20 protein-coding genes are annotated in these 26,626 nt (G+C 47.5%); 5 read left to right on the top strand and 15 right to left on the bottom strand.

The annotated features are described in order from the left end of the window. Nucleotides 1-253 precede the first annotated feature (253 nt). From H1S01_RS07845 to H1S01_RS07835, 3 genes are all read right to left on the bottom strand, one after another. Nucleotides 254-1,339: an ATP-binding protein gene (locus H1S01_RS07845; protein ID WP_188039525.1), complete on the bottom strand. Its 1,086-nt coding sequence runs from the start codon at nucleotides 1,337-1,339 to the stop codon at nucleotides 254-256. A gap of 331 nt (nucleotides 1,340-1,670) precedes the next feature. Beyond that, complete coding sequence (locus H1S01_RS07840; RefSeq protein WP_188039524.1) at nucleotides 1,671-3,344, bottom strand: methyl-accepting chemotaxis protein; 1,674 nt, start codon at nucleotides 3,342-3,344, stop codon at nucleotides 1,671-1,673. Nucleotides 3,345-3,830: 486 nt separating this feature from the next. Further along, nucleotides 3,831-4,208 (bottom strand): pyridoxamine 5'-phosphate oxidase family protein, encoded by a 378-nt coding sequence (locus H1S01_RS07835; RefSeq protein ID WP_188039523.1) that lies wholly within the window; start codon nucleotides 4,206-4,208, stop codon nucleotides 3,831-3,833. Nucleotides 4,209-4,591: 383 nt separating this feature from the next. Here H1S01_RS07835 and H1S01_RS07830 point away from each other — a divergent pair, with 383 nt between their 5' ends. Beyond that, nucleotides 4,592-4,999 carry a VOC family protein gene (locus tag H1S01_RS07830; RefSeq protein WP_341479058.1) on the top strand — a complete coding sequence of 136 codons (408 nt, stop codon included), beginning with the start codon at nucleotides 4,592-4,594 and terminating at the stop codon, nucleotides 4,997-4,999. A gap of 222 nt (nucleotides 5,000-5,221) precedes the next feature. Here the strand turns inward: H1S01_RS07830 and H1S01_RS07825 are convergent, their stop codons facing one another. Further along, nucleotides 5,222-5,728 (bottom strand): DUF6803 family protein, encoded by a 507-nt coding sequence (locus H1S01_RS07825; protein WP_188039522.1) that lies wholly within the window; start codon nucleotides 5,726-5,728, stop codon nucleotides 5,222-5,224. 531 nt (nucleotides 5,729-6,259) lie between these two features. Here H1S01_RS07825 and H1S01_RS07820 point away from each other — a divergent pair. Continuing rightward, nucleotides 6,260-7,414 (top strand): glycerate kinase, encoded by a 1,155-nt coding sequence (locus H1S01_RS07820; RefSeq protein ID WP_188039521.1) that lies wholly within the window; start codon nucleotides 6,260-6,262, stop codon nucleotides 7,412-7,414. Between the two features lie 268 nt (nucleotides 7,415-7,682). On the opposite strand, the gene H1S01_RS07815 is transcribed toward H1S01_RS07820, so the two are convergent. Then, the gene (locus H1S01_RS07815) at nucleotides 7,683-10,748 is read right to left on the bottom strand and encodes an AAA family ATPase (protein ID WP_188039520.1); all 3,066 of its coding nucleotides are present in this window, start codon (nucleotides 10,746-10,748) and stop codon (nucleotides 7,683-7,685) included. 109 nt (nucleotides 10,749-10,857) lie between these two features. Further along, nucleotides 10,858-12,012, bottom strand: coding sequence for an exonuclease SbcCD subunit D (locus H1S01_RS07810; RefSeq protein WP_188039519.1), 1,155 nt, complete (start codon nucleotides 12,010-12,012; stop codon nucleotides 10,858-10,860). Between the two features lie 417 nt (nucleotides 12,013-12,429). Here H1S01_RS07810 and H1S01_RS07805 point away from each other — a divergent pair, with 417 nt between their 5' ends. Both H1S01_RS07805 and H1S01_RS07800 read left to right on the top strand, forming a co-directional pair. Continuing rightward, nucleotides 12,430-13,674 (top strand): molybdopterin molybdotransferase MoeA, encoded by a 1,245-nt coding sequence (locus H1S01_RS07805; RefSeq protein ID WP_188039518.1) that lies wholly within the window; start codon nucleotides 12,430-12,432, stop codon nucleotides 13,672-13,674. 12 nt (nucleotides 13,675-13,686) lie between these two features. Then, a complete protein-coding gene (locus H1S01_RS07800) occupies nucleotides 13,687-15,639 on the top strand; it encodes a molybdopterin biosynthesis protein (RefSeq protein ID WP_243237134.1) in 1,953 nt (650 codons plus the stop codon). 161 nt (nucleotides 15,640-15,800) lie between these two features. Here H1S01_RS07800 and H1S01_RS07795 read toward each other — a convergent pair whose 3' ends face one another. Together H1S01_RS07795 and H1S01_RS07790 are read right to left on the bottom strand one after the other, a co-directional pair. Continuing rightward, complete coding sequence (locus H1S01_RS07795) at nucleotides 15,801-15,980, bottom strand: (2Fe-2S)-binding protein (protein ID WP_188039517.1); 180 nt, start codon at nucleotides 15,978-15,980, stop codon at nucleotides 15,801-15,803. 87 nt (nucleotides 15,981-16,067) lie between these two features. Continuing rightward, the gene (locus tag H1S01_RS07790) at nucleotides 16,068-17,081 is read right to left on the bottom strand and encodes a hypothetical protein (RefSeq protein ID WP_188039516.1); all 1,014 of its coding nucleotides are present in this window, start codon (nucleotides 17,079-17,081) and stop codon (nucleotides 16,068-16,070) included. Nucleotides 17,082-17,595: 514 nt separating this feature from the next. On the opposite strand from H1S01_RS07790, the gene H1S01_RS07785 reads away from it, so the two are divergent. Continuing rightward, nucleotides 17,596-19,527 (top strand): methyl-accepting chemotaxis protein, encoded by a 1,932-nt coding sequence (locus tag H1S01_RS07785; protein WP_188039515.1) that lies wholly within the window; start codon nucleotides 17,596-17,598, stop codon nucleotides 19,525-19,527. A 143-nt stretch (nucleotides 19,528-19,670) separates the two neighbouring features. Here H1S01_RS07785 and H1S01_RS07780 read toward each other — a convergent pair whose 3' ends face one another. The 7 genes from H1S01_RS07780 to H1S01_RS07745 all read right to left on the bottom strand — a co-directional run bounded on the left by H1S01_RS07780 (nucleotide 19,671) and on the right by H1S01_RS07745 (nucleotide 26,487). Next, nucleotides 19,671-20,480: an OmpA family protein gene (locus tag H1S01_RS07780; protein WP_188039514.1), complete on the bottom strand. Its 810-nt coding sequence runs from the start codon at nucleotides 20,478-20,480 to the stop codon at nucleotides 19,671-19,673. A 217-nt stretch (nucleotides 20,481-20,697) separates the two neighbouring features. Next, entirely contained in the window at nucleotides 20,698-21,048 is a 351-nt protein-coding gene (locus tag H1S01_RS07775) for an SHOCT domain-containing protein (protein WP_188039513.1), read from the bottom strand. A 792-nt stretch (nucleotides 21,049-21,840) separates the two neighbouring features. After that, nucleotides 21,841-22,389, bottom strand: a complete 549-nt coding sequence (locus H1S01_RS07765) for an NADH peroxidase (protein ID WP_155475323.1) — start codon at nucleotides 22,387-22,389, stop codon at nucleotides 21,841-21,843. 179 nt (nucleotides 22,390-22,568) lie between these two features. Continuing rightward, nucleotides 22,569-24,272, bottom strand: a complete 1,704-nt coding sequence (locus tag H1S01_RS07760; protein WP_188039511.1) for a sensor histidine kinase — start codon at nucleotides 24,270-24,272, stop codon at nucleotides 22,569-22,571. Further along, nucleotides 24,269-24,943 carry a response regulator transcription factor gene (locus H1S01_RS07755; RefSeq protein ID WP_188039510.1) on the bottom strand — a complete coding sequence of 225 codons (675 nt, stop codon included), beginning with the start codon at nucleotides 24,941-24,943 and terminating at the stop codon, nucleotides 24,269-24,271. Before H1S01_RS07755 ends, H1S01_RS07760 begins: the two co-directional genes overlap by 4 nt. Nucleotides 24,944-25,258: 315 nt before the next feature. Further along, on the bottom strand, nucleotides 25,259-25,687 hold the full coding sequence (locus tag H1S01_RS07750; RefSeq protein WP_243237133.1) for an ABC transporter permease: 429 nt from the start codon (nucleotides 25,685-25,687) through the stop codon (nucleotides 25,259-25,261). A 53-nt stretch (nucleotides 25,688-25,740) separates the two neighbouring features. Next, a complete protein-coding gene (locus H1S01_RS07745) occupies nucleotides 25,741-26,487 on the bottom strand; it encodes an HlyD family secretion protein (RefSeq protein ID WP_188039509.1) in 747 nt (248 codons plus the stop codon). Between the last annotated feature and the right edge of the window lie 139 nt (nucleotides 26,488-26,626).

The raw sequence follows: 26,626 nt of genomic DNA, 5'->3' as shown, positions 1-26,626 counted from the left end.
CATAATCCTTTAAATTGCAAAAAATTCCATTAGGCCAAAATTCTTTTTTTACTTACGGTAGGGGTGTTGAAAACGCGTTATATAGCTTGAACTTTCCATTTGTTTAAGGCGGTAGTAATCATTTAGTAGTACATCAATCTCACGACATTTGAACAGCTTCGCTATTTTGACGGGTAACGAGAAGACGTCTTGTTTGGTGCCGTTTGAAATAGATTTGTTTTAAGATTTTCTCCAATTTAAATTTAACCCCCTCTTACATATTATTCCGAGGAAAAGCTATGATAAACGACGTTCCTTTTTCGCTTGTTTCAACACGTATTCTCGCTCGATGCCGTTCCACGATACCATAGCAAACCGCTAAGCCTAATCCGGTTCCACGATCTTTTGTGGTAAAAAACGGGGTACCTATCTTATCAAGAATCTCCTTAGGTATCCCTTTCCCCCGATCATTAATTTCTAGAACTACATTACTTTCGTCCATGTAGGTCTTTATCGTTACAAATTGCCGAGGTGCGCTCGCATCTAAACCGTTTTGGACCAAATTGAGTATTAGCTGGCGTAGTTCCTTTTCATCTCCAAGGATATCGGACACTGTGTTTAACTCCAAATCAATTTGCTTATCAACAGCGAATGCGTGAGCCCGAAGAAGAGGGAACATCTTTTGAATGATACTGTTGATGTCTTCAGGGGATTGAAACAAGCTCTTAGTTTTCGAGAGGGACAAAAAATCGGTTATAATCGTGTTTGCTCTGTCGAGTTCCGAAATCATGAGTTCAATATATTCCTGAAAATCGTAAAGTTCATCTTTACGGTGCATTAATTGAAGAAACCCTTTTACGGTAGTTAACGGATTTCTAATTTCGTGACCGATACCACCGGCCAATTGTCCGATAAGGTTCAAGCGGTCTAACCGACTAAGCTCTTTCTCCATCTTTTTTTTGTCGGTTATGTCATAGGTGATAGCCAAGACGTAGTCCTTCCCGTCTATATTAATGATTGAACTGGATTGGAGGCCGTTTCTTCTTTCTTTTTCTTTCGTTTGAAAGACGATCTCGCATCCCTTATTCGTTTCACCGAAAAAACCATCTCTTGATTGATTAAAGCTAATCAGAAAATCTAAGTCAAAAATGGACCGTCCGATGACCTCTTCTCTTTTATATCCCGTTATGCTTAACCAACTTTGGTTTACATCAAAATAAACGCCATCCCAGACGGATATCATCGAGACCATAGCAGGATTTTCATGAAAGACTTTGTAAAACCGTTCCTCTGAAGCACGCAATGCAGATTCAAGATGCATCAAACGATTCCGCTTTAGACGTCGAAATTTACGTTTCATGAATGTACCTCTGTCGATTTATTCTTACAGCATTATACAGCACACTGCACGCGAACAGTGTCAAATTATGTCATTAGGGTTACTGAATTTAGAAGTTTTTGGCACAACGGAACGTACCGACGGTCATCGCTTCATTTGTCGAACCCGCGTTTGAACTGGCCCCGGGATAATGGGGCCAAAGCGTGGGTTTATGGTCAATATAACTCATTAGATCGCATACTCATATCAAGAATGATCAAACAAAAAAGCAGCCACCTCATATTGAAGTAAGCTGCTCAAGAAATGGATACTTGTGGGTCGTGGGGGAATGGGGACAATTGGAGCGTAAATCCTAAATCTTAAATATAGATATTTGATTCTGAAGGTCTTCGGCTAATTTGGATAATACTTGAGTCGATGAAGCAATCTCTTGCATTGCTGCATTTTGTTCCTCAGAGGAAGCAGCAATACTTTGAGTCTCTGCAGCAGATTTTTCTGATGTCGACTGGATTTGCTCTATAGTTGTAACTATTTCCTTGCTTGAGAATGATAATTCTTCTACAGCTACGGAGACATCTTGAATTTGCCGGGCGACCTCATTGATAAGATTAGCTATAGACTGAAAAGCCGTTCCCGATTCTCGAACCACTTGTTTACCAGTAGCTACCTCTTTGGTTCCAATTCGCATTGCCGATACCGTTTTTTCAGTTCCTAGTTGGATTTCGGAAATTAAAATTTCAATCTTTTGTGCAGCTTCGCTGGATCCTTCCGCCAATTTACGAACTTCTTCGGCGACTACAGCAAATCCCTTTCCCATTTCTCCCGCTCTAGCAGCTTCAATCGCTGCATTAAGCGCAAGAAGATTAGTTTGGGAGGCGATTCCCGAAATCACCTCAACGATCTGCCCAATAGATTTAGATTTTTCTCCTAATTCCGCAATAGTTTGAGCACTAATATCGACTGCTGTACTGATAGAATCCATTTGTTCAACCGCACGCTTTATGGATTCATTTCCTTGGGTAGCCGATTTATAGGCATTTGAGGAAGCTATTTTTACATCACTTGCGTTCTTTGCTACCATTTGTAGCCCTTTTGACATATGTGCTATGACTTCTTTAGCTGAGTTGACCCCTTTTACTTGGTCGGTTACCCCACTAGCGACCTGTTGTACATTTCCCGTTACTTGTTCTGTAGCTTTCGTTGTTTGTTCAGCGGACGCAGCAAGCTCTTCTGAGGTTGTAGATAGTTGGAAAGCAGCTTGTTGCACCTTATTTAATACATTTCTTGTATTATGAACTACCTCTGAAAGAGCACGCGCTAGTTCTCCTAATTCATCATGAGAAGTTGAGTTAATACTAACGCTTAAGTCTCCTGAAGCTAATACCTTTGACGTTTCTATAAGTCGGGATATTCCCGTGTTAATTGATCTTACCAACACGTATCCGACAATCGCACCCAATAAAACCCCAATTGCCAATAATATGACAGTAATTCGTTCTATTTGATTCTCTATGTTTCGAACCTTTAATACAGCTTCCTGGATTAAATTAACCTCATAATCAGCGTATTTGCTGGTTTCGGCGATAACTTTAGCATTATCAGGCGAAGCTATAGTCGCCATATATGTAACGGCTGATTGTTGACCTTGTGTTTGATACAGTTCAATCATTTTCGGTGGATGGGGCTCAAAGCTTTTTGCCGATTGGATTACGGGAGCCAGTATTTCTTTATCCATCTCCTCTTTTTCCAGAAAGGCGATTTTCTCATCTGTTAACTTTCGAAACGTATTACATTCGTCTATAAACTTCTGATTACCGGTAGCTAGGTAGCCTCGAATGCCGGCAGCTTGACGAGCGAAGCCTGTGGATAAATCTTTAGCAGCCAGTACGATAGGGACTCTTTTTTGTTCCAGCTCAAGGATATTGGCTCTAAGAGATTGTAATTGATAATAGTTGTAACCAACAATTCCGGCCATCAATACAATTAATGAAACTAATCCAAGCCATATTTTGGTGGTAATCTTCATTTTGGCTTCTCCTCACGCTAATTTGTATTGCTCATAGATGTATTATACACCCATGAGTTAGTTATCACAAAGTGATTATGGAGGTCTAGCCATCTATTCCTCCCAACCCCACAAAATCCCGACTTATCCCAATAAAAACCCATCTTCGCCACAACGGGTATCAAAATGAACGTAGAGATTACTGCGGCCTTAAAGTGGAGGATAGTGATTTTTATGTGATTATTAGCTTCAAAATAAAAGTATTTTTGTCAATAACGGGTTCTAAGACTCTGGGTAGAGCTCTATCCTTGTCAGCGACGGAAATGTTAGTAAGCAGCCCCTTATCGGAACACTAGAGATCACGCAACGAAAGGTATTTTTTCCAAAAAGTTAACCGCCCCTCCCCACTGGCCTCGCTCGAAAGGAGTACAAGGAAGACCGTGAGTAAGGGCGGTTTTACTGTTATACTTGACCGGAATTAACCAGTTTCAATCGGGGGATATACACTTAAAACTCGTATGTCTTACCCGCAAATGAAATGTTTCCATGTTCCAAATAGAAAATCTCGAATACCGGATCATCGGCGCTGTAAAGTGACTTTAATCCAGGATTCTCTTCAAGGATTTTATTCTTCATCTCAATATCTTGTGAGAACTTTACTTCGCCTGACATTCGGAAGATAGTAAACACTTCCCAACTGGTAAACTCCATGTAAGGGTTTTCTTTTAGTTGCTTGTAGACATCCTTGTTATTCGCCGTGCAAAACCAGAACTTCCCCCCGTCCTCCAACATAAATGCCCACGGACGAACACGGGGTTTACCGTTCTCAACGGTTGCGAAACATCCTGTCTTATGAGCGTTCAAGAATTCAATTGCTTCTTTCATTAGGTTCCTCCACTTTTAAATTCAACTAAAACATGCGACTTTTTCCCTCTGTTAATGTCGCCCTGATATTAAGATAAAATTCTTAGCACAGTAAAAAAACAGTCCTCTTCTACTGGCCTCCTCGGTAAAGGCCGTGGAATAGGACGGTGGTACTTCTCCCACACTACGCCTGTATGCTTTCAAAATGATCAACTATACCATTCATACCAAAATGGGGGTCGAATGAGGTGAGGCATTACAGCGAGTATGGTGGGAGATGGGGGATTTAGGTGATTATTAGGGTTCAGTTTCGTAAATAGGGCATATTATCGGTGTACCTCCTGCTGTCAACCCGGGAAATCTGCCGAAATCACTTCTTTGATTTGCAATAAGGAGCTGACCAAGTGAAACAGCATCAGAAAATTACGACCTTTTTAATGTTTTCCGGGAACGCCGAAGAAGCTATGAACTTTTACTGCTCTACGTTCGACCAATCGGAAATTCTGACTATTACCCGTTACGGTGCAAACGATGTGGGTAAAGAAGGCTCCGTGATACACGCTTCCTTTTCGCTAAAGGGGCAAGTATTTATGGCTATAGACAGTAGCATTAAACATGAATTTACGTTTACTCCAGCAATATCGTTATACGTCACATGCGATACTGATGAGGAAATTAATTATTATTACGAGAGGCTTTCTAACGGTGGCACGGTTTTAATGCCGTTAGGTGCTTACCCATTCAGCGAGAAGTACGGTTGGATTCAAGATAAATATGGTGTCTCATGGCAACTCAGTCTTGAAAAACCTTAATACAATTGAAATCGCCCTTCCCCACTAGTCAAGAAATGGTGAGCATTACTCTTCATAAACACCGTAATCAAAGCTAGTATTGTTCTGCCCAATTTTTCTTCATTGATTTTTACCGTATAGCCTCGAGTACCCCCTTATTTATGGTCCTGTTGTAATGCCTAACCAAAAGCATTCTTCAATAAAAGAAACCGCCAGACTGTTTATCGTCCGGCGGTTTCTTTATTAATGCATGGAATGTTGAGGCATGACGTGAGCCGAAGGTGTGGTCATCAGTAGAGCTGGATCTAACATTCCGAAGATCATTGCAACGTGGGCGACTACGAGAAAAATGGCGACAAATGTGGCGTGAAGTTTCAGTTTAGCCTCTTCATCTCGTTTCTTACCGATCAGGTTCAAGTCGAGCAGTGCCATACCCATAAGTGGAATGATGCCAGCTAAATAAAACCCTACGGCAATTACGTCTGCCGGGCCACGCCACTGCCCACTCGTGGTAAGCGGTATTACTGCGGTGTTCATTAGATATATGAATACACCCATGAAGTAAATTCCACCTATGATGCTAGCGGTTTTGTTAATCATACGAAGCGCACTTGCTCCTGGACGCTTAAAGAGGATAAACAACTCCGAAATCGCAACGGTTTCAGCAAGGATTACCGGAATTGCCATGAATAATATCAAGTTCCAAGGTTGATTTACCGCCAGCAGTTCCATGTAATGGGTCATAGACATCGTATTCAGCTCCTTTCAATCAGTAAAAGGAGCATAACAAAAACTTGTGAAAAATTTATGAAGCAGGCTGAATTTTTATATGGAGCATAGGAAAATATACGCTTTCTTCGGTCCTAGATGTTGTTTAGTTTAGTATATTGAGTCTGTACTTACTTGAGCCATAAAGAAACTCTTATAGTGTAGTGCTCTTGATTTATGGAAATATTCCAATTCAGCAAATCTATAATAGGCCTGCGAATTACTTGCATTAACCATTTTTTGTCGGGCATAGTGTTCAGAGAGAGCTGCATGTTCTAAAAATTTTTGTCTGTAATACTCCTCACCATAATATTGAGCGAAATTGTACGGCACTTTTATCGTCCCCCTACACATTCGTTTTCTAGCAATATATGCCAGTAACTTATTTTGTGCTTGAGGGTTATTTGAAGTAGAAGACTAAAAGAGTCTCTTCTCTGTATGAAGTTATTAAAATGATGTAAGATTGTATTAAATCCCTAATGTAACAAGCAGGTTAAAGGACGTGATTGTGGAATGCGGATCATCGTAGCACCCGATTCGTACAAAGGCAGTCTATCGGCTGTCGCCGTCGCAGCAGCTATGGAGCAAGGAATCCGTTCCGTCTTTCCTAGGGCCGAGGTACACAAAGTCCCTATCGCCGATGGTGGTGAGGGAACTGTGGAAGCACTGGTGACGGCGACCGGCGGCCGCATAATCAAGCAACAAGTCACAGGGCCTTTAGGCCAAACCGTCGACGCTTTTTGGGGAATTCTAGGCGATGGTGAAACAGCGGTGATTGAAATGGCCGCCGCCTCGGGCCTAACTATAGTTCCTAAGGAGAAACGGGACCCACGGATCACGACCACCTTTGGCACCGGCCAATTGATCCGAGCCGCTCTGGACCAGGGAATCCGTAAGTTCATCATCGGTATTGGCGGCAGTGCTACCAATGACGGCGGAGCCGGCATGGCCCAGGCCCTAGGCGTTCACTTACTCGACGGAAAAGGTGACGAACTCCCTCCTGGGGGATCCGCCTTGGCCGGCTTAGCAAAGATCGATCTATCCAGCATCGATCCTCGACTCGTCGAGACATCGATCTTGGTCGCCTGTGATGTGGACAATCCCTTATGTGGGCCAAAAGGCGCCTCTGCCGTTTACGGACCGCAAAAAGGAGCCACTGCCGATATGATTCGGGAATTGGATCAAGCCCTCGGCCATTACGCATCCATCGCCGCTGCCGCCACCGGCAAAGACATCGCCGAGCGCCCCGGCGCAGGTGCCGCCGGGGGATTAGGAGCCGGTTTGATGTTTTTTACAAATGCACTGTTGAAACCGGGCGTGGAAATCGTCTTGGAAACGACCCATTTCGCTGAACTGGCCAAACGAGCGGACCTGGTGATCACCGGTGAAGGGGCAACTGATTTTCAGACTGCCTTCGGCAAAGCCCCTGTCGGTGTCGCCAAGATTGCTGCACAATATAATGTTCCGACTGTCTGCTTGTCCGGGGGGTTGGGAAAAGGGGCTGATGACGTCCTCGAACAGGGAATCTCCGGGGTAATGAGCATCGTCCCCGGACCGATGAGTCTAGACGATTGCGTCCATCATGCCGAAAAACTGGTTGAAGAGGCGTCGGCCCGGCTGTGCCGCTTCATTCGTGTGGGTCTTCAAATCGGTGCAATGGAACAGTAATCTCCCCTAAGTAAGTCGCAAAAATAAAAAACAATGAACAGTGCCCTAACCCGTAGCAGGCTAAATAAACAGGGGCTGGCCCAAACTTATGCGTTGGGGCAGCCCCGTATCTATTTTTTCGCTAGATTGTCAGTCGGCTATGATAAAAGGATTTTGATATTTTCAGCAGGTAAAAAAGCTCCGCTTCGGACCTCTCGATCCTGGCGGAGCTTCATAATGGACATATTCATAAGGGTAAACTAGATATTGGGTATCAGCCAAACCCGATTTAGGCTATCCGAAATCCAGCTGTACTGCCGCGCTCCGTTGCCTTCACTTCGAGCCGCGCATCGATACGCTCTTTCAACTCCGGCACGTGGGAGATGATACCGACAAGACGGCCGCCTTTTTGCAAATCGATGAGCGCACGCATGGCCAGATCGAGCGATTCTGGATCAAGCGTGCCAAAACCTTCATCGACAAAAATCGCGTCGAGGTAGATGCCGCCGGAATAGGATTGGACCACATCCGCTAACCCCAGTGCCAGTGAGAGCGCCGCCAAAAAGGTCTCTCCACCGGATAATGTGGACACATTCCGGCATAGGCCTGTATAAGTGTCGAAAACTTCCAAGTCTAGGCCGCCAGCGGAACGTTTCGTGGCCCGGTCGAGAGTCCGCTGCAGGTAATAACGACCCCGGCTCATCAACTTCAGCCGTTCGGTAGCCGCGGCGGTGACATCATCCAACAATGCCCCCAGGACAAAACGCTGAAAAGTGATGCCATACTTGTTCGTGCCGTTGGCTACTTCCGATATCCGACCGAGGACACGGTATTTTTCTTCGGTCGCAGCAAAATCACTCTCTAACTTCCGGAGGTTCTTCAGCCATTCTGTTTCCCGGCTGATTTCATTCTCCCTTTCGATCTCCTGTTTCCGGGACAGTTCGAAAGCTTCTTCGGCAGCCTTTAGGTTCTTCTTCAGCTCGTCCAAATCGGGCTCAGTCAACTCTTGGGCGGCTTCTTCAGCCCGTGTGAGCCGGTCCTGAGCAGCTCTCAAGTTTTCACCAAACTCTATGAGGATCCCCTCGATCCTATCGATGGCCTCTTTCGGCCGTTTCGCCTGTTCGTAGGCGCCCACACAGGTAAAGCCTGCCTCTTGTAAACGCACGGTAAATGTCCGTTCTTCCCCCTGAAGTTGAAGTTCGACCTGTTCCAGCCGGCGTGTGGACTCTTGCAGAGCCGTTTCGCTCTTGGCTAAGGCGGCTTGTGCCACTTCGACCGCTTTTCTCGCCCTTTCCAGGGCTCCTTCCAAATCCTTTCGCCGGTTTACCGCTTCCATTTGTGCTTTTTGCAGTGCTTTTAGGTCGCGAAGGTCAGCCGGAACCATCGCTTCTTTTTCTTCGACAACGGCCGCTGAAGCCCGCCACCGGCTTTCGGCGCCTCGGTATTTCTCTTCTAGCAGCGCTACTTGTTTGCGAAGGGCCGCCTCTTGGACCTTTAACGACTCCAGTTCTTTTCCCAAAGCCTCTGCGGCCTCTTTGGCTTTGGCCGATTTGTCCCAAGCCTGTTTGACTTCCTTCGCCCGGGCTCTCAGCCCCTCTAGAACGAGATCTGCTTGTTCCCCCAGCTCTTCCTTGAGCGCCGCCACTTGGTTCTCCGTGGCGGCTTTTTTGCGTTCCTTTTCGCGCAACTCGTTAAGCTTATGGTCTCTTCGAGCCTCGAGATCGGAGAAGGACTTTTCTCTATCTTTCAGATCCTGCTGGGACGGGACGAATTCGCTCGTTCTGGCCGGTTCAGGGTGATGGAGAGAACCGCAGACGGGGCAGGGACGGTTTTCAGAGAGGGAAGCCGCCAAGATGGAGGCCTGCCCTTTGTTCCAGGCTTCCCGAAGCTGAGCCAGCTCCTCTTTGGCTCGGGCAGCCTTGTCTTTCAAGAGAAGATACTCTTGCTCCACGTGCCCATGTTCTTGCATCGCCTCGGCCTGGGCTTTGTAGGCGATATCTAGTTCTTTGCGCTTCTTCCCGACCCGTGTCAGTTCGTTATAAGCTGCCTCGAAAGAACTAGCCTTAGCCCCTTCTTGGGTCGCCTGCTTCCACCGATTCGTCTGGGTCTCCATGTAGGCGGAGAGTTCCGTCAAAGATTGATCCTTTTGTTCCTTCTCGGCCTTTACCGCCTTTACTTCTGTGAGGCTTGCCGCCAGGCTTCGGCGGGCACCGTCAATGGCGTTGACGATCTCCGTAAACCCTTCCAAGCGGGCCACTTCTCGGACGGCTTCCGCCCGCTCCGGCTCTCGTCCCTGTTCGAGCGTATACTTTGTTTCGGCGTCGGTTTTAGATTGGCGAGTACCCTTTAGTTCCGCCTCTCTACCGACCCGCTCCTTTTCGACCTCTGCTTTTTCTCTCCGTCGGCCCAGCAGCGACTTTTCCAGATCGGCGAGACCGAGAGCCTGTCTCGCCCGCTCTAACTCTTGCCTGCGGCCCTCCATCTCAGGCACTTTCTCCTGTAAGGCGCGGAGATGGCTTTCCGCTTGTCCTTTTTCGATGAGTTTTTCTTTGGTCTGTTTTCCAGCTTCCAGAAAAACTTGTGCCTGTTCCCGCCGCTTTCGATGTTGCTGAACGGCCTGCTGAATCTGCTGGAGGTTTTCTCGATGTTCTTTCAGCCGTTGATCTAGTTCTTCCGCCGACTGGGCTTTCGCTTCCTGAAGGACCCACTGTTTGTGCCGCTGGATGTCCTTAATCTCCGACTCCATGGCTTTCGACTTTTCCTTCAGAGCCAGTTCGATTCGCCGGTAGATCTCCGTCTTGAACAAAGCCTCTAGAATTTGTTCGCGCTCTTTGGAATCAGAGGTCAAGAGTTTGCGAAACTGCCCTTGCGGCAACATGACCACTTGGCGAAACTGACTGCTCTCGAAGCCTAACAAGCTTTCCACCTTAACGGTCACCTTGCTCGTACCGGTGGCGAGGACGACACCTGTTTCGGCATCGTCGCTGCAGTTTGTCCGGTCCCACAAGGTGGCGTCAGAGCGCATCGTCGTCGTACCACCGCCGGATCGTTTTGGCCGTTCCTGTTCGGGATTGCGGGTGACTCGGTACTGTTGGACCCCGATGGTAAAGTCAAAAGTGACAGATGTAGGCACGGAGATGTCGGCATGATCGCTGCGCATCTGCTTACCGTCCCGTTCGGCACCGCTCGTATCTCCGTATAGCGCGAAGCAGATGGCATCAAGGATCGTCGTTTTCCCTGCACCGGTGGGACCATGAATCAAAAAGAGTGTATTTCCTTTCAGTTCCGTAAAATCGATCACCTGGATCCCTGCAAAAGGGCCAAAGGCATTCATCGTAAGCTTTAAAGGTTTCACAGAGCAGCCACCTCCTGCTCCCGCTTTTGCTTTATAGAGGTGTCAACCACCACAACGATAACAGCGCGGGGCCACTTTAGCGTCTTCATCCTTTTGTTTCGCTGTTTCATCAGGAAGCCACCTCCCGTTTCTGCCGGAACAGATCTTCCACGGTATCGCTAAACACCAGCCCTTGCTCGTCCGTTAAGGTTTCTCCCGTTACCTGTTCAAAAAATGATGAAAAGAGCTCTTTTTCGCTGAGCTTTCGGTGATCCGAAGCGGGACCCCGCAGTTCACCACCGGTCGACAAATGGGGACGTTCAATATGTAGCACGTTGGGGTATACCTCCCGCAGGCGGCCCATGGCGTCGAGGACAGCGCCCGTATCGAGCAGGGAGACGAGTAGATAATCTTCTTTGGATTCGCTCTGCCGGGGACCTCGCAAAACATTGTTGAGTTCTCCTTCGATGCGGCGAACGTCCCGGCGCGGCGTTAATGAATACGATTGAATCTCTGTCTTACCGGTATCGTCCATTTCGACCAAGGTAATGGACTTTTTATGGTTCACTTCGGAAAAAGAGTATTTCAGCAGCGAACCGGAATAACGGATATGGGGTTTACCGATGCTTTGGGGCTGGTGAAGATGACCGAGGGCCACATAATCAAAACGATCAAAATGATTAAAATCGATCATATCTGTCCCGCCGATGGACAAAGGCCGTTCCGATTCGCTCTTTTCCCCGCCCGTCAGGTAGGCATGTCCCACGAGGACTTTACGTTCCCCTGCAGGGATAATTGCAGTGGCTTTGTGGATGATCGCTGCCATCGCCTGGTCATGATTCGCGATATCGGCCAGCCCCCACTTCTCCCGCACCACCGGCGGTTCGACAAAAGGGACGGGAACGAAGTGGACAGGACCATGCTTGTCCATGATCGTCACAGGCTGAAGGGATGTATCGAAAAGTCCCGTTAGGTGGAGTCCTTGCCGGGCGAGCAGTCGAGAACCAAAGCCGAGGCGCTCCGGGCTGTCGTGGTTCCCGGCGATCATGATCACTGGGGTCTTGTAATCCATGAGAATCTGGGACAGGGTCTCATCGAGCAGTTTCACTGCTTCTGTCGGCGGAACCGATCGGTCGTATACGTCTCCGGCGATGACAATGGCATCCGGCTTGATGTCATCGATGAGCCCGATAAATTGAGCCAGCAGGTGAGCCTGATCATCGGTTAAGTGGACGCCGTGAAAGATGCGACCGAGGTGCCAGTCGGAAGTATGTAAAAAGCGCATACAGAGGGCCTCCTTTGATGTCGCTCCTACGAACCATTAGTTCGAGCGCTGTTTTCAGTAAAAAACTGTTTCAACCAATGAACAAAGGAATGTTCATTTCAGAAAAGATTACTAAAATTTCTCGAAGAGTCCTTCCCAAACAGGCCAAGTGCTATTTTACGGCTCAAAGCTATAAAGTTCTTGTTCCATTTCTGTAAACAATAGAAAAATTCCTTTGAAGACGTCGAAGAATTAGTCTACTTTTGAATTACCGTATAAGTCAAATCGCTGACAGGGCTATAACGGTGATGACGTATCGAATCATGATGACGACGCGAATTCTATGGATATGGATTGTGCCAGTCTGTTCTGGCATAATAAACTTATGCAAAATTCTTCTCAAGCAAAAAAATAGCGTTGCCGGAGATGAACCGTTAGATGGATTTTTTTCAGTGCATTCCTCTGCAGAGTGCAAAGGAAGTTATAACAAAAAACCTTACTGGGGCAGTTGTGCCTACTGAAACCGTCTTTTTATTGGATGCCTTAGGAAGGGTCGCTGCCGAAGATATCGTGGCTCAGGAAAACCTCCCTCCCTTTAGCCGTTCCACCGTCGATGGCTTTGCCCTGCGCAGCGCCGATACTTTCGGTTCCAGCGAATCGGCGCCGTCGCTTTTTTCTATCGTCGGCGAAGTATCCATGGGGGAGCCGGCCACGATGGAGCTTCTTCCGGGCGAGGCCGTCGCGATTCCAACGGGAGGCATGCTGCCAGCGGGGTCTGATGCGGTGATCATGTTGGAACAGACCATACAGCCTGATGCGCAGACCTTGTTAGCAGCTAAAATGGTCGCACCGGGAGAAAATGTCGTTTCCGCCGGTGAAGATGTTCGTTCTGGAGCGGTTCTCCTAAAAGAGGGACAAAGAATCGCTCCCCAACATATCGGTGTGCTCGCGGCCTGCGGCTTTGCCCGTGTCCCTGTGCGAAAACGGGTGAAAGTATCAGTCATATCTACGGGCGATGAATTGGTTGATATCCAGGACATCCCCAAGGCGGGACAAATCCGCGACGTCAATTCCTATGCTTTAGCGGCGATGTTAACAGAATTCGGATGCGACGTTACGCCTATGGGGATTGTCAAAGACAGCTATGAACAATTCTTCACCGCTTTAGGACAAGCTGTCGCCACATCGCAACTGGTGATCATCTCTGGGGGAAGCTCCGTCGGAGCCAGAGATTATACGGTCAAGGCGATCGATGCATTAGGTGCCCCGGGGGTTCTGTTTCACGGGATTTCCATCAAACCGGGCAAGCCAACCATCTTCGGCATGGTCGGACAGGTGCCTGTTTTTGGGTTACCCGGACACCCGGTAGCCGCGATGACCGTTTGTGAGCAGTTAGTGAAACTAGCTCTAGGGAAACTTTTCGGGCAAAGAGAAGCCTCGGGAACGGTTCTTCTGACTGCGCAGCTTACGCGCAATGTTGCTTCCGCCCCGGGCAGGGATGATTTCATCAATGTACGCCTGCGTAGGCAGGAAGGCACATATAAGGCCAGTCCTATTCTCGGGAAGTCAGGGTTGATCCATCTCTTGGCCCAGTCCGACGGAATCATGCATGTCCCCGCCGATAAAAGCGGCCTTTACGACGGCGATCCGGTCGAAGTGCTGCTGATCAAGGACACGGAGTAAAGGAGGGTGACTATGATGCGCAATCAAAAAGCGTACTTAGATTGCCTGCAACGGCCACAAGCGCAAATGCTTTGGCGGGAAGCACTGACCCGTTGCGGTTATTTTGCCGATCTACCTTCGGAGACTGTCATCATCAGCGAATCCCTCGGACGGGTTACGGCTTGCTCCGTGTACGCCAAACAATCGGTGCCCCACTATAACGGTTCCGCCATGGACGGCATCGCCGTCTTTGCCCCCGATACCTTTGGCGCTCAGGAGACCGAACCCATCCGGTTACAGCTCTTGTCCCCAGATACCCCCTTTGCTCCCGGTGGTTGTTATGTTGTCGATACGGGGGACCCTTTACCTGCCGGGACAAATGCTGTGATCATGGTGGAAGATGTGCATTTCGTAGATGGGTCCGCAGAGATCATCGCTGCCGCCGCGCCCTGGCAGCACGTGCGGATCATCGGGGAAGACATCGTCGCCAATGAGCTCGTCATCGCCGAACATCAACGGATCGCACCGGTCGATATGGCGGCCCTGTTGGCGGCGGGCTTGGAAGAGGTCGACGTGATTCGAAAACCGAAGGTCGCAATTATCCCGACAGGCGATGAGATTGTGGCCACCCGAGCGCAATTAAGGGCGGGCACGATTTTAGACGTCAATTCACCGATGCTGGCTGCAGCCGTCACTGCTTGGGGCGGCGACCCCCATCGGCATCCGATTGTCCGGGATCGTCGCGAAGCCATCAAGCAAGCCATTTCATCAAGTTTGGAAAGCAACGATATGGTCATCGTCAATGCGGGCACATCGGCAGGAAGAGATGATTTTACATCGGATGTATTAGCCGATTTGGGAGAAGTCCTCGTCCATGGCGTGGCGATCAAGCCGGGTAAACCGGTCATTCTGGCCCTATGCAAAGGCAAGCCGGTCATCGGTTTGCCCGGATATCCCGTATCGGCGATGTTGACAGCAGAACTGTTTGTCCGCGACATCTTATTGGCGAAGCAAAAATTGCCTCCGGCTGAGATGATAGAGATCGAGGCCGCTATGGCCAAACAAGTGGCCTCGACGATGGGCGTCGAGGAATATGTCCGCGTCTCCATCGGCAACGTGCAAGGTAAAACGGTGGCCGCTCCTTTGAGTCGGGGCGCCGGATTGCTTTCTTCGCTGACGAAGGCCCAGGGCATGGTCCGGATCGATTCTATCCAATCCGGCCTGGCGGCGGGGTCGACAGTACCCGTACAGATGCTGCGCAAAAGCCGGCCGGAACAGACCATCCTGGCCGTGGGCAGTCACGATCTGGCCCTCGAATTGTTAGGCATTTTCCTGCGTCGACGGTTGGAGCATGTCAGTCTGACCTGTGCCAATGTAGGCAGTATGGGCGGCATCATGGCGATCCGCAACAATGAAGCCCATATAGCCGGCGTGCATATGCTCGATGAACAGACAGGTCGTTATAACGTGAGTTTTGTGAAAAGGTATTTGCCGAATATGACCGGTTCCTTGGTCCATTTTGCTACCCGTGAGCAAGGATTGATGGTGTTGCCGGGCAACCCGAAAAGAATTCACGATTTGAACGACTTAATGCGGCCGGATATTTCTTATATAAATCGGCAACGTGGATCCGGCACGCGGATGCTGCTCGATTATGAGCTCCGAAAATCGAATATTCCTTTTCATCAAATCACCGGCTACGAAAAAGAAGTAAGTACTCATATGGCCGTCGCCGCATCGGTAGCGTCCGGTACCGCCGACACGGGTTTAGGTGTTCGAGCCTCTGCCCGAGCGCTGGGCCTGGACTTCATCCCCGTGGCAAAGGAACAATATGATCTACTTTTAAACTTCTCACCCGATGATGAACGCTTGCGAGTCATCATCGAGATATTGCAGTCGGAGGAGTTCCGTTGCGAAGTGGAATCGTTGGGTGGTTATGATTTAGGCGATGCCGGAGAGATAGTCTCTCTAGCCGCAGAGGGATAACTCAACGAATCGGTCACCGAATCGATTGATCATGTTAGAATTAGAAACAGATACAAACAAAAAAAGCGGCAGCACAGTGAATCTGGTTTTCACTGTCTGTCGCTTTTGCTTATTAGCAAAAAAGAAGCCGCCCTCTTTAGGCGGTTTCTTCTCATTCAAAGTTATTTTGCCAGCAGTTCATTGACTAAGGCTTTGGCTTTGTCTGTACACTTTTTGCACCCTGTGCTGACCTTGGTCACTTCTTGTACGCTATCAAAAGTCTTAGCGCCGTTTTCAATCGCCTTTTGCAGGTCCCCGTAGGTTACCTTTTTACAAAAACAAACAACTTCTTTAGCGTCCATGATCTTATCCCCCTATGTATTAAGGATATTCAAGCATAATGCTTGGTTACGTTAAATTATACCTCATACTGTCAAGAGTTACATGGCTTAATTTTTATTTGGTGGACAAAGGCGAAAGCTATTAGTGACCTGCCAAGCGGTAACTGAATCGACCGCATCGGCATCAAAATACAGATCGTAAGCGATGTGGTGTTCTCGATCAAGAAAATAATAGTGGCGTTCATAATTTACTTCGTGGCTTTGAGCAGCAGCAGGCGGCAATCTTTTCAGCATGACCCAGTAGAGATCTCGGTCCTCTCCCGGATATTTATTTAACATCTCTGCTACCTGGGAATGGTTAGGGTATAGATTTTCAACAGTATTTCCTTGAGGAAAATTCAATGGTTGTAGGCCTCCTATATTTTTTTCGGCTTTTTTAAACGAGAGAACTGGTACAGGAAGATTGTCCTTTATGACGGACCAATCGCCAGGAAGGGCGAGATCAAAAAAATCCTTAGCATGTATCGCTTGTGGTAGGTTTACTTCAAACACATCAAAGTCGTCAGCCAGCCACCGCCCGTTCGATGATTTAACTAATGAAATAGCTATTTCGACAGGATAAATACCGCCTACCTGTGACGTACGGCTGGTCCCTTTTAGCCGATAGGTTCGATGTTGATCCTTTGGCTTCTCGATTTTTTCGACGTGCAATGTATATAGCCAGGGAGAAGAAACGTCAAATTGCTCCAGTTTGCTTTTTGCCTTTTTTCCGTTTTCGGTTAAATATTTATCGAGGGTAAAGGCAGGGAGATTCGCGTCGGAAGGCCGAACAAGTGCTCCCGTATCCCGAGTTAGGAGGCATGTCACGACTCTAGCTAGCGTGCCTTCAGGGGCTCTCTCATCACTTCGGTTTTGTAAAGAAATCCAATCTCTTAAATTAAACCAAGATGGATCGAGAGTTGCCTGAACTTCTGGGGCTTCTTCTCGGGGTAAATAGCTTTCGAACTGCTCCTCCTTAGAAACGGACGACGCTTGTTGAGAAGCGGGTATGACTGCGGCCGAAGCACAGGTGCTCCCCAAAAGCGATAGTGCTATCGTCGTTACAATCGTTCGTTTAAACATAATGTCCTCCTCTGTCGATCGTTCTTTTAATAACGACGAATAGACACGGATAAAGGTTTCAGCAACAGGATTTTTTTGTTATGAATCAATGCAAGGTATTCTGGTCATCTAAGCTAAAAGGTAAATCTACAAGTCGGACGGTATGTCAAAAGTCCTCGATTGGATTCTATACCTGCACTTATGCATAAGATATCCAAGGTTCACAGTCGTCTATTTTTAATAATTATACTATTTCGCTAATTTGACTTGGGAAAATTTTTTGACAGATTTTGATACTCACGATACTATAGGTCACCAAATTTTCTTGGGAAAGATGGAATATTCAACTGTGAAACATACTTCTGTTTATTGTATACTGTAGGTAAAAATAGTCTCTAAATAATACCAGCCAAGAGCACTCACCAAATTTTCCTGGCCGAGTGCCTTTTCGTTTCCCCTATTGTGACTTCTCTCCCTTTTCTTTCCGCAAAACCGACAATGCAGCCAAACCATAAAACACATAGGAGTGAATCGTATGATTTTTTCAAAGCTCCTCGACAACCCTGCTAGCCGCTGGCTGGCGCGCCAACCCTTCAAAAGAAAATTCACCGCCGTCGCTGCAGTCATCCTTATCCCGGCCACTCTGGCCACCGGCGTTATCTTTTATGAACAAACCCAAAATATCGCCGCCTATCGCAGAGCCGAAGCTGGAGTCCAACAAATCCTGCACTTTCGTGAGCTTTATAACCTCATCCGCGACCGCCGTGGAACTGCTCCCGCTGAACGCCCTGCCTTAGACGAAAAAGTCCGCCAAACGATTCCAACCGTTGACCTTTCACAACCTGAATGGTCCTCCCTAAAAAAAGATATCCAATCTCTTTCCAAAGACGCCGATATCGATACTCATAATGCCATTCTTTCCAGATTCGAACTCATGCGCATGCAAATTGCTGACAAAACTGGCCTTTGGGAATTAGGCTTTACGGATCTGAACTATCTCGTTGACAGTATCGCCCGCACCCTACCGAAAATCTCTGAAGGCGTCCTCCTCGCCCAACAGTACGCCGCTGCCGGAAAAGCCACAGACGCCGCCAATATCGCTAAATCGGCTCACGAGTATCTTGCTATCGCCAAACACGGCTCTGAGATTTCCCACATTACCACTGACTGGGATTCGATCGACTCCTGTCTAACCAGCTACGAGCAAGAAAAGCCTATACCCATCGACAAAGCAATGAAAGCGATTCGTACTTTGGCGACTGCCCAAATGGAAGCTCTCACTCAACGTTTTCAAAACGAAATAACCGCTCTCGAACACAACCGCCTTATCACCCTTGCAGCTCTCTTATCCCTCACCACCATCATCGCCGGCTCATTCCTATCCCTCGCCCAAAACATTCGCCAGAGCACTGAAATCGTTGTCAACGCTATGAACACTGCAGCTTCCGGCGACTTCACCTTCGAAACTCATATTGAAGGTGAAAACGAATTTGCCACTATCAGCAAAGGCTTCTCTACGGCAAACAATGCGCTTCGTGGTGTCTTCACAGATCTCCAAAAACTCACCCATAACATCTTCGATGAAATGATCCACCTTCGCACCGCCGCCGCTGATTCTCAACAAGCCAGCACTTCCGTCAATGCCATGGCTACCGGTGCTAAGTCCGCCGCTGAAATGTCCGTCCAAGAAATGAACGCCATCAAAAATGCCGTCCACGAAATTGCCGAAGCGATTTCCAAAGCCGCTCAGTCCGCCACAGACCTCGCCCAAACCTCACATAACGCCAAACTCTCCGCCCAATCGGGACAATCTGCCATGCTCGACGCTATCTCTCGAACGACCGAACTCGCCGAAATTTCCAAGCAAATCGTCACCGCTGTCCTTCAACTCGTCAAACACTCCGATGAAATTGGCGCCATTGCCAACGAAGTCTCCTATGTGGCATCCCAAACAAACCTGCTCGCCCTGAACGCTGCCATCGAAGCTGCTAGAGCCGGTGAAGCTGGCAAAGGATTCTCCGTCGTCGCCTCTGAGATCCGCAAACTAGCCGATACGACCACAGAGTCGGCGAAACGCATCACCAACCTTGTCGATGCTATTCGCCGAGACGGTGCCACCGGCTCCGATCATGCCGCTACTGGTGCCACCATTGTCTCTCGAGTCACCGACGCTATCCAAACGGCTGATCAATCATTCACCACCGTACTTTCTGCTGTCGACCAAACAGCGACCGAATCCCAATCGATTGCTGCCATTGCCGAACAAATATCTGCCTCTTCGCAAACGGCCGCTGCATCGGCGTCGGATTGCGAAAGCCAAACTTATTACCTGCAAGAAGAAATCAATAGCATCGTCTCGGCTAGCCAAAACGCTGAAGTTATCGCACAAAAACTATTGAAAACGGCAGAGACCGTAGAAAAGAATGCGGAAACGATCCGGGGACAAGTAAGCCGGTTCAAAGTATAGCTGGGATAACTTCCGTATCTCCATAGCCTCTATGATGTTCAAGTCTAAATTTCGACAAATATCTAGCCTCATGACAAATAAGCCGTGGCCTCCGTGTACAACAGAACAAGGAGGTCACGGCTTTCTGGATTGCTATTTGCTTGCTATAGTTCCCCCTTTACGGGTAAAGACTCCGTAGAGGGTACAAAGGGCTGACTTGTTATTTCATCCGTTTTAGGTAGAGCCTGATTCGAATATTTACGAACCAACATGATCTCGACGCGGCGATTCATGGACCGTCCGTCAGCCGTATCGTTGGAAGCTTTGGGATGGTATTCACCGTAGCCGACAGCTGTAAACTGTACCGGATTGAGATCTTTATTTCTAAGTAAGTATTTCATTACATTTAATGCCCGCTCGGTACTCAGCTCCCAGTTTGATGGAAACTCTGCTGTTTTAATCGGCAGATTGTCCGTATGTCCAGCAATCCGAACCTCATTTTGCTTCATTTCCGCTAAGAGCCGTCCTACGATATCTAGATTGGGCATCGATTCCTGGTTCAAGGTTGCTTTACCAGAATCAAAAAGGGCCGCATCACGGAAAGAGATCTGTAATCCTTCTTGCAGTAGATTGGTCTCTATCTGATTTTGCAGACCTTGATCTTGAATATACTTGTCCATATGGCTTTTCGTTTCCTCAAGCTGCCGTGCTTCGCGAACAGCCTCTAAAACGGCCATATCGGTCATCTTATCATTGTCATCTGCAGTCGGCACCGGTGTAGCATTCCTCATGATGCCCATATTTCCAGTGAAAACTGTAACCATCGTCTTGCTCAAAGCTTCAAATTTATTTGGATCCACACGACTTGTAGCAAACATCACGATGAATAAAGCTAACAGCAAAGTCAACATGTCCGCATAGGGTATCAGCCATTTTTCATCCCAATGCTCTTCTAGACGTCGTTTCCTTTTCAATAACGGTCACCCCTTCACCTCGAATAGCCCCAAGCCAATCCCTTTATAATACAAGTATATATATGTAAATATTTCATTAAAATTTCTTTTCGTCAGATTACTCCAGGTTCCCTTCTGTCCAGATTATTTTTAAAAATAAAATCCCCATATTTCGAGCTAAAATATGGGGAGATTGTATTAACCGGTTGCTTTTTCTGTTGTCAAGGTATTGGGCGCCTCACCATTTTTCCTTAAGTATTTCGGTACGCTTTTGTTGATACTCATCTTCATTTAAAAGGCCATCCTTCTTCAAGCTTTCTAATTTTCTTAGTTTTTGATCGAAATCCTCATTATCGGGTAACCTTTTATCTTGTTCAAATTCCACTTCCCAAAAAGCTGTTCCCCGATCACTAAAGGCATTATAGCCATTGATACCGGCTATGAGAACAGCGATCAATGTCCAAAAAACACCGAACGGACCAAAAATGGGTATGACCACAAATAAACCAATTAAGACAAAAATAAAGCCGCCGATAAAACCGATTAATGATTGAGATTTACTCGGTTTGACTCTTCCTCGATGTCTCATTTGTTCATCTCCCTTAGTCCTCCGGATTTACAAGTGCCGAACGATTCATAAGCCAATAAATAACCATCCCGAAAATGGGGAGTACAAAGGATATGCTCGCCCACAAAAATGGCGAGATATGTAAGGCGGAATACCTTAGCTTTTTTGCATCTTTATAGACGACGCTGCATACCGAAATATGAGTAACCAAAAGGAAGGTAAAGAATAGCGGTACAATGATTACCGGTAGAAAAATTAACTCTGACATTTTAGCTCCCCCTTTCGTTTCTTGCTTGGATATACCCAAAGTCATTTCCAAATATCCGGATATATTGTAACATGTTGGATGCTGGTGAGCTATCGGAAATCTAGTGTCGATATATTTCAATATTCCTCCCAAAAATAACGAAAGAACAATAAGAATGAGAAAAAAATCACTGAAAGGTCTTTCATAGAGTCACTGAAAAAGACACAGTACAGATCTTGAAAACCTAAGAATCCTAAAAAACCTAGGTAACCAAGCTTTGATTTATCTTTCATCACTCTATCAACTCCACTGCATCCCCTCTCTTTTTATCATAAAAAGGATGCGAGTGGTTCGTTACACCGTAGCAGTGCCTTCTTTGAGCTTGTCAATCTCCAATAGGCTCTTCAGTGTTGAGTTTGTGAGGGTAGCAATGTGTCCTCCTTGTGAACTTCCCGTGAACACTTTTACACATTTAAATGAATAAAAAACACCCGAAACGCGGTTCAATCCGCTGTTCCGGGTGTTTTTTCATTTTATAAGGTTCCTGTTTTAGTTCAAGGTCTTGTTTACTTTTGGAAGAAACGATCCAGCAGGCCTTTGAAAGCAGCACCGTGACGCGCTTCGTCTTTGCACATTTCGTGGACGGTGTCATGAATGGCGTCGAGACCGAGCTCTTTCGCCCGTTTAGCCAAGGCCAGTTTCCCTTCGCAAGCGCCGTATTCGGCTTCGACACGGAGTTCCAGATTTTTCTTGGTGGAGGGGTAGACAACTTCACCGAGGAGTTCAGCAAACTTAGCGGCGTGTTCCGCTTCTTCAATGGCGATCCGCTTGTAGGCTTCGGCAACTTCCGGGAATCCTTCCCGATCGGCTTGACGGCTCATGGCCAGGTACATACCGACTTCGGTACACTCGCCGATAAAGTTCGCTTTCAGACCTTCAATAACTTGAGCGTCAACACCAGCGGCTACACCGATACGATGTTCATCGGCCCATTTCAGCACACCGGCTACTTTCTCTTCAAACTTGGAAGCAGGAGCTTTACATTGAGGACAAAATTCAGGAGCGCTGTCTCCTTCATGAACATACCCACAGATTACACAGGCAAACTTTTTCATTAAAATGTTCCTCCTCGTTTTTCGCTTTTTTCTTGCTCTACCATGAGTACCAAATCATCCTTTGAGGATAACGGGTCCTTACGTATGGGCACTAAGAAGTGTATTTATGTTGTGTCTTAACTATAACCGAAGAAATGATGATTGTCAATAATAATTATCGTTATTGTAGGGTACGTTTTTTAGTTTTTGTGCTCGTTGCTTTCGTGGGTATAGCCCTCTTGGACATAACCATCCTGACCATAACCATCGCTGTCGTGGGCTCGGTTTAAATCAAACCAGAAGACCACACCGCCCGGTACGTTTTCTACGCCGTACTTGTTATGGTGGAGCCGCTGAATCGCTGAGACGATCGATAAACCGAGTCCAGTTCCCCCCAGGGCTCGGGTTCTCGCCTTGTCGATCTTATAGAAACTGGTCCAAATCTTTTCGAGTTCACTCTCAGGGATCGGTTTGCCCGTGTTGAACACTGACACACGAATTTTCCCGTCGATGGGTACCAATTTCACTTCTAGTTCTTTTGGCGGTTCGATATGACGGAGGGCATTTGTCAGATAGTTAGAAAGCACTTGTTCGGACCGGGTGATATCAGCCTCCACATTGAGCTCTGGCTTAGTCTCAAGTCGCCACTGGATCTGCTGTTCTCGAAAAAGGGGTGCGTATTTCTCCATCATTCTTGCAGCCCAGGTTCCAGCGTCGAAGCGGGTGATGTCAAGGCGCATTTGGCCCGATTCAATCTGCGATAAGTCTAGCAATTCCTTAACGAGTTTGTCCATCTTGTGAGACTCATCCATGATCACATCGCAGTAGAATTGTTTGCTCTCTTCATCTTCAATGACATTCACCTTTAACCCTTCGGCATAACCCTGGATGAGGGCAAGAGGTGTTTTTAATTCGTGAGATACGTTCGATATGAATTCCCGGCGCATCTCATCGATTTTCCGTTCCCGCTCGATATCGCTTTCAAGTTGTTTATTCTTCTCTTGGAGTTCCGAAATGGATGCACTCAATTGATCCGACATAGAATTGATGCTTTGTGCGAGCTGCCCCAGTTCATCATCACCATGAGGGGCTACTTTTTGCTGAAAGTCTAAGCGAGCCATTCCTTTCGCGATCGCGTTCATTTCTAGGAGCGGTTTCGTGATTCGACCGGCAAAGAAATAGAGAAACAGGTTGCCTATGACCAGAGTGACGATCCCTGTATAGACAAAAAAACGATTCGCTACAGCGGCACTTTCTTCAATCGCTGTTAGAGGAGTGCCAAGGAATAAATAGTCACCGTTGGGCAGCTTCTTGATGTAATTTAAGAACTGTACGTTCAACCGGGCATCATATTGTTCTATGATGACTGCCTTTTCGTCATTCAATAAACTTTGATAGGTTTCTACAGCTTGGATTAACAGTTGCAGTCGCTTATCTCGAGGTGGTGACGTCGGCGAATCTCTATTGGATCTCTCAGGCGGTAAATCCATCTCGTTGGGCGGTACCGCTGGGGGGGCATCGGCGAGAGTTTTTATATGTGTAGCCGGTCTGTTCATGGATGTCGGTGGTTCATCATTAAAAGGCTTGGGCATGATTTCTTCCTTGAACGGATTTCCAGGACCGAACTGAGGGAGAGAAATGTATTTTATCGACTGGTTCTCATCGGTAATGATGATTTGAACCCCGTTGGTCCGTTCCAGCCGTTCCAGGTCTGTCCAAGCATCGGTAATACTGTTAGAAACGAGGTTCGCCACTTCATTGCCTATGTCGTAGAGGCTGCTTTTCTTTTGATAGACATAATACTTTCCGAGGCTGGTGGAGACGAGAAACCAGGAAAAGAACACAAAGAAAAGAATCAGCAGACTCATCGAGACAAATAATTTTAGCTTTAATGAATTTTTCATGGGGAGACCTCAAAACGATAGCCTAACCCCCGAACTGTCTGGATATGGCCATTCCCTTCGCCGAGCTTGAGGCGCAGTTTTTTGATGTGCGTATCAACCGTTCGCACATCTCCGAAATAATCGAAATTCCAAACGGCGTTTAGGATTTGTTCCCGGCTTAAGGCTTTACCGGGATGGTCCGCTAGATATACCAAAAGCTCATACTCTTTCTGGGTTAACTCAATCCGCTTCCCTTCTACGGAGACAAAGCGGCCGTCGGTGTCGATGGTCAATATACCATAAGTACGCAGGGCGTTGGGCTCACTTTCGCTCCTCCGGAACAAAGCTTGTACGCGAGCCACTAGAATTCGTGGACTGAAGGGTTTTGTGATATATTCATCAGCACCCAAGTCGAATCCAAATAATTCATCCACTTCTTCTGTTTTTGCCGTCAGCATGATGATGGGAATCTGCGAACGCTTGCGGATTTCTCGGCACACGGTCCATCCGTCATAGCCGGGCATCATGACGTCTAACACGACGAGATCGACCTTCTGTTGGTAAAAGATGTCCAAGGCAGCCTTTCCATCGTCGGCCTCTATTACAAGAAAACCTTCTTTACGCAGAAAGTCTCCTACCAGCTTGCGCATCCGCGGTTCGTCATCAGCGATCAGAATGCTTTTTTGTGTCATAGGTCTGCTCCTCATCGACAAAGTAGATATGAGGAAATGCCCCATAAAGCAAGCCTTATGGGGCATTTCAGTTATAACATTATTTTTCTACATAGGCTCTCGTCGATCCTTTTTTCCACGGAGTCCACAGTTTGCATGCCCCTTTCACTGATTCTATGTAATCCATTGGACCGACCTTATGAGTTTATTGTAGTGAACTTATGTGTCCAGTCTGTGAACTCCCTGTGAAAGTTTGATGATTCTATTCATACCTGAGCGCTTCAATCGGATCGAGAGATGCGGCACGCTTCGCCGGGTAAAGGCCGAAGAAGACACCTACCATGGTTGAAAAACCGAAGGAGATGAGCACGGCCGGCAGGGAAACAGATGTCGTCCATTGACCAAAACGACTGATGAGATAAGAGATACCAATACCGGGATCACACCGATGAGGCCCCCCACACTGGAAAGGGTGGTCGATTCAACGAGAAACTGAAAGAGAATGTGATTTTGTTTCGCTCCCAGCGCTTTACGGATACCGATCTCCCGGGTCCGCTCGGTCACGGAGACGAGCATGATGTTCATGATCCCGATGCCACCGACCAGCAGGGATATGCCGGTGATCCCCGCCAAGAGCATAGTCATCGTCTCTGTCGTTCCTTGGACCGTATTGATGACATCTTGCTGATTGCGGATCGTGAATTTGTCGGCGCTTCCCAATTTACGGGTTAAGATAGTCTCCACTTGAGCCTGGGCCAAATCCATGGCGTTCTCGGACGTGGCCGAGACGACGATTTGTTTGATGTTGTTGCTCCCGGTCAGGCGTCGCTGATTTCCGTTCCGGAATAATCGGACATCGCCGATTTCAAGTTCGCTTCGGTTTCTTTCACTTTTGCCTTCAATACTTCGATCTCTTCCGGCTTCGTACCTTTGCGCACAGTCTCTAGCTCGGCGCGGCTGGACAGTAGTTTTTGCTCACTCGTATCCACATCGACTTGCGCTTTTTCCAAGTTATCTTTCGTCTCAGCTCCGCTCTCATAAAGGGCCTCGATCCGTTTTAGGCTGGCCAGGTTCCGTTGATAGCTGATTTCGTCTTGCCGAACCGTCGCTTCCGCTTTGGTGACATCCTCCGGCTCCGGTCCGTCTAAGGCTTTTTTCAAATCATAGCGAGCTTGAGCAAAGCTGGCCTCCCGGGAGGCTAACTGCGCTTGCGATGACGAGTTGTCCATCGTCAGAATGGTCTGATTCGCTTGGACGAGGTCCGTCTCCTTGACGAGCACTTGCAATATGGTTCCGTCGGCTTTGGCTTTGATCTCCTGGGTTCGGATCGGTTTGAGTGTGCCTAATGCCGAGATCTTTTCCGACACATTTCCACGTTTCACGACGTAATTGCGGTATGTAACAGTCGACGCTTCATTCACCTGATGGTGCTGCCAATAATAGTACCCGGCTCCGGTCCCGAGGAGCAGCACGGCCGTTGTAACTACGACAATTTTCTTTTCTAAGAACCATTTGCCGAATCGCTTCGACGGTTTTTCCGGCTCTGGTATTCCCAATGTTGACATGGTAGAATCCCTCCGTTCTTAACCCGTTCCTCTTTCTTTCTTTGAAACAGGTCTTTCTGATTTGTCGTGCAGAATTGTGATTATGATTAGATTTGAGTTTAATTATAGAGGAAGTTTGTGTTCGTTCTGTGAACTTTTA

The organism is Heliobacterium chlorum (assembly GCF_014502795.1).
GTDB classification, from domain to species: Bacteria; Bacillota; Desulfitobacteriia; order Heliobacteriales; family Heliobacteriaceae; genus Heliobacterium; species Heliobacterium chlorum.
The sequence above is the reverse complement of the archived record's forward strand: the minus strand, read 5'-3'. Positions and strand labels throughout refer to the sequence as shown.